Annotated in this window: 1 protein-coding gene, 2 tRNA genes and 1 pseudogene; 2 read left to right on the top strand and 2 right to left on the bottom strand. The window is 67.2% G+C overall.

Annotation, left to right across the window (positions count from 1 at the left end; all coding sequences use genetic code 11):
- A pseudogene (locus KZA10_RS11795) lies at positions 1–485 on the top strand (Dyp-type peroxidase); the annotation flags it as partial.
- Positions 486–624: 139 nt separating this feature from the next.
- Here KZA10_RS11795 and tig read toward each other — a convergent pair.
- Together tig and KZA10_RS11805 are read right to left on the bottom strand one after the other, a co-directional pair.
- Positions 625–2,094 (bottom strand): trigger factor, encoded by a 1,470-nt coding sequence (gene tig, locus KZA10_RS11800; RefSeq protein WP_218682976.1) that lies wholly within the window; start codon positions 2,092–2,094, stop codon positions 625–627.
- Between the two features lie 63 nt (positions 2,095–2,157).
- Positions 2,158–2,231: transfer RNA gene (locus KZA10_RS11805), tRNA-Pro, on the bottom strand.
- A 109-nt stretch (positions 2,232–2,340) separates the two neighbouring features.
- On the opposite strand from KZA10_RS11805, the gene KZA10_RS11810 reads away from it, so the two are divergent.
- Positions 2,341–2,414: transfer RNA gene (locus KZA10_RS11810), tRNA-Gly, on the top strand.
- Positions 2,415–2,681 lie beyond the last annotated feature (267 nt).

A 2,681-nucleotide genomic window follows, 5' to 3' on the forward strand; every position in this document is an offset into this window, starting at 1 on the left:
CGATCGGCCGGGCGCGCGCAGCGGAAGACGCGCATTCCGCGTACGAGTTCTTCGGCGCCCACCAGGCGGGCATCACCACTCCGGTGCAGGATCATCTGCACTTCGCGAGCTTCGACATGATGCCGCGGACCGATCGCGAAGACCTGATCTCGCTGCTGCAGGACTGGTCCTATGCCGCATCGCGCATGGTGCAGGGCCTCGAAGTGAGCGCGACGGGTGCGGTGGGCGGGCCGGCCGAGGCTCCGCCGGACGACACGGGAGAGGCTCTCGGGCTTCCGGCGGCCGGACTCACGCTCACCTTCGGCTTCGGGCCCGGACTCTTCGAGAACGAGGACGGCGACCGATACGGGATCGCCGCGCAGCGTCCGGCAGGCCTCGAACGTCTGCCCGCCTTCCTCGGAGACGATCTCGATCCGCAGACCTCCCACGGCGACCTCTGCATCCAGGCGTGCGCCGACGATCCGCAGGTCGCGGTGCACGCGATCCATCGCCGACCTCTTCGCCTGTCGCGTCATCCCACACCTCGTCGATGCGCTCATCCCACGTCTTCATCACTGTCCGTTCCCTGTATGGAAAAGAGGGCGGATGCCGCAGCATCCGCCCTCTTCACTGGATCGTGTCCGATCACTCGGCCTTGTCGGCCGCCTTCTTGGCCGGAGCCTTCTTGGCGGCGGGCTTCTTGGCAGCCGGCTTCTCGGCCTCGTCAGCCGCGTCGGCCTTCTTGGCCGGAGCCTTCTTGGCAGCAGGCTTCTTGGCAGGAGCCTTCTTGGCCGGCTTCTCCTCGACCTCGGCGGACTCGGCCTCGGCGGCCTCGTCGTCGGTGACGATGAAGTCGGACAGATCGACGGTCTTGCCGTTGCTGTCGACGACCTTCACCTTGCCCAGGGCGATCGCGAGGGCCTTGTTGCGGGCGACCTCACCGACGAGCGCCGGCAGCTGGTTCGAGGACTGCAGCGCCTCGACGAACTCCTGCGGAGCCATGCCGTACTGCGCAGCCGACTGGATGAGGTACTGGCTGAGCTCTTCCTGCGACACCTGAACATCGGCCTGCTCGGCGATCGTGTCGAGGAGAACCTGCGTGCGGAACTGCTTCTCGCTGGCCTCGGTGACCTCGGCGCGGTGCACCTCGTCCTCGAGACGGCCCTCGCCCTCGAGGTGGTTGTGCACCTCGTCTTCGATGAGCTGCGGCGGGACCGGGATCTCGATCTGCTCGAGCAGCACCTCGACGAGCTTGTCGCGCGCGGCGGAGCCCTGCGTGAAGACGCCCTGCTGAGCGACGCGCTCGGCGAGGCTCTCGCGGAGCTCGGCGATCGTGTCGAACTCGCTCGCGATCTGCGCGAAGTCGTCGTCGGCCTCGGGGAGCTCGCGCTCCTTGACCGCCTTGACCGTCACGGAGACCTCGGCCTCGGAACCGGCGTGGTCGCCGCCGACCAGAGCCGAGCGGAACGTGGTGTCCTCACCGGCGGTGAGCGACTCGATCGCGTCGTCGATGCCCTCGAGCAGCTCGCCGGAGCCGACCTCGTAGGAGACGCCCTCGGCGCGGTCGATCTCGGCGCCGTCGATCGTGGCGACGAGGTCGAGCTCGACGAAGTCACCCTTCGCGGCGGGACGGTCGACCGGGACGAGCGTGCCGAAGCGGGCGCGCATGTTTTCGAGCTCTGCGTCGAGCGCGGCGTCATCGGCCTCGACGGCGTCGACCGTCACCGTGATGCCGTCGTAGGAGGGCAGCTCGATCTCGGGGCGGACGTCCACCTCGATGTCGACGAGCAGGTCGCCCGAGAAGTCCTTCTCGTTCGGCCACTGCGTGATGTCGGCGGCCGGGCGGCCGACGACGCGCAGCTTGTGCTCGACCGTCGCGTCGCGGAAGAACTTGTCCAGGCCCTCGTTGACGGCGTGCTCGATGACGGCGCCACGACCGATGCGCTGGTCGATGATCGGAGCCGGGACCTTGCCCTTGCGGAAGCCGGGGATCTGCACGTCCTGAGCGATGTGCTCGTACGCGTGAGCGATGCTGGGCTTGAGGTCGTCCGGGGTGACCGTGATGGTGAGCTTGACCCGGGTCGGGGTCAGCTTCTCGACGGTGCTGTTCGCCATGCTGGTGTGTTCTCCTTGTGATTTCCGCTTCGAATCGCGGCTGTAAGGTCCGTGGGGGCCGTGTCGGGGCGACAGGAGTTGAACCTGCGACCTCCCGCTCCCAAAGCGGGCGCTCTACCAAACTGAGCTACGCCCCGGGGAATCCGCACGCGGATTCAGCCCCACCGAGTCTAACGGACAGGAGCATGCGTCAGAGTCCGGTATAGTCGATGAGTCGGTACCCAACCTTTCCGAAGGTGCGGATCCGGGGCTGTAGCTTAGTGGTAAAGCCTCTGTCTTCCAAACAGATGATGCGAGTTCGATTCTCGTCAGCCCCTCCACTCCAGAAGGCCCCCACCATCGGTGGGGGCCTTCTCGCATTCCTGTCCCTCCCGTCGAATACGCTGACAGCACCGCTGCACGCAGTCTCCGACCGGAAGGCACCATCGAATGGGTCAGACGCTTCGCGACGGCGGGCACCAGCTGCCCGTCCAGTTCTCCGCGGCATCCTCCGCCCCTGTACCGACGCCGCCACGCCGAAGCACGCGCACCGGACTCCTCCTCGGCCTGCTCGGTGGAGCCGCCGTGATCGCGGCCTTGGCCATCAC

Source organism: Microbacterium sp. BF1, assembly GCF_019279095.1.
Taxonomy (GTDB): domain Bacteria; phylum Actinomycetota; class Actinomycetes; order Actinomycetales; family Microbacteriaceae; genus Microbacterium; species Microbacterium maritypicum.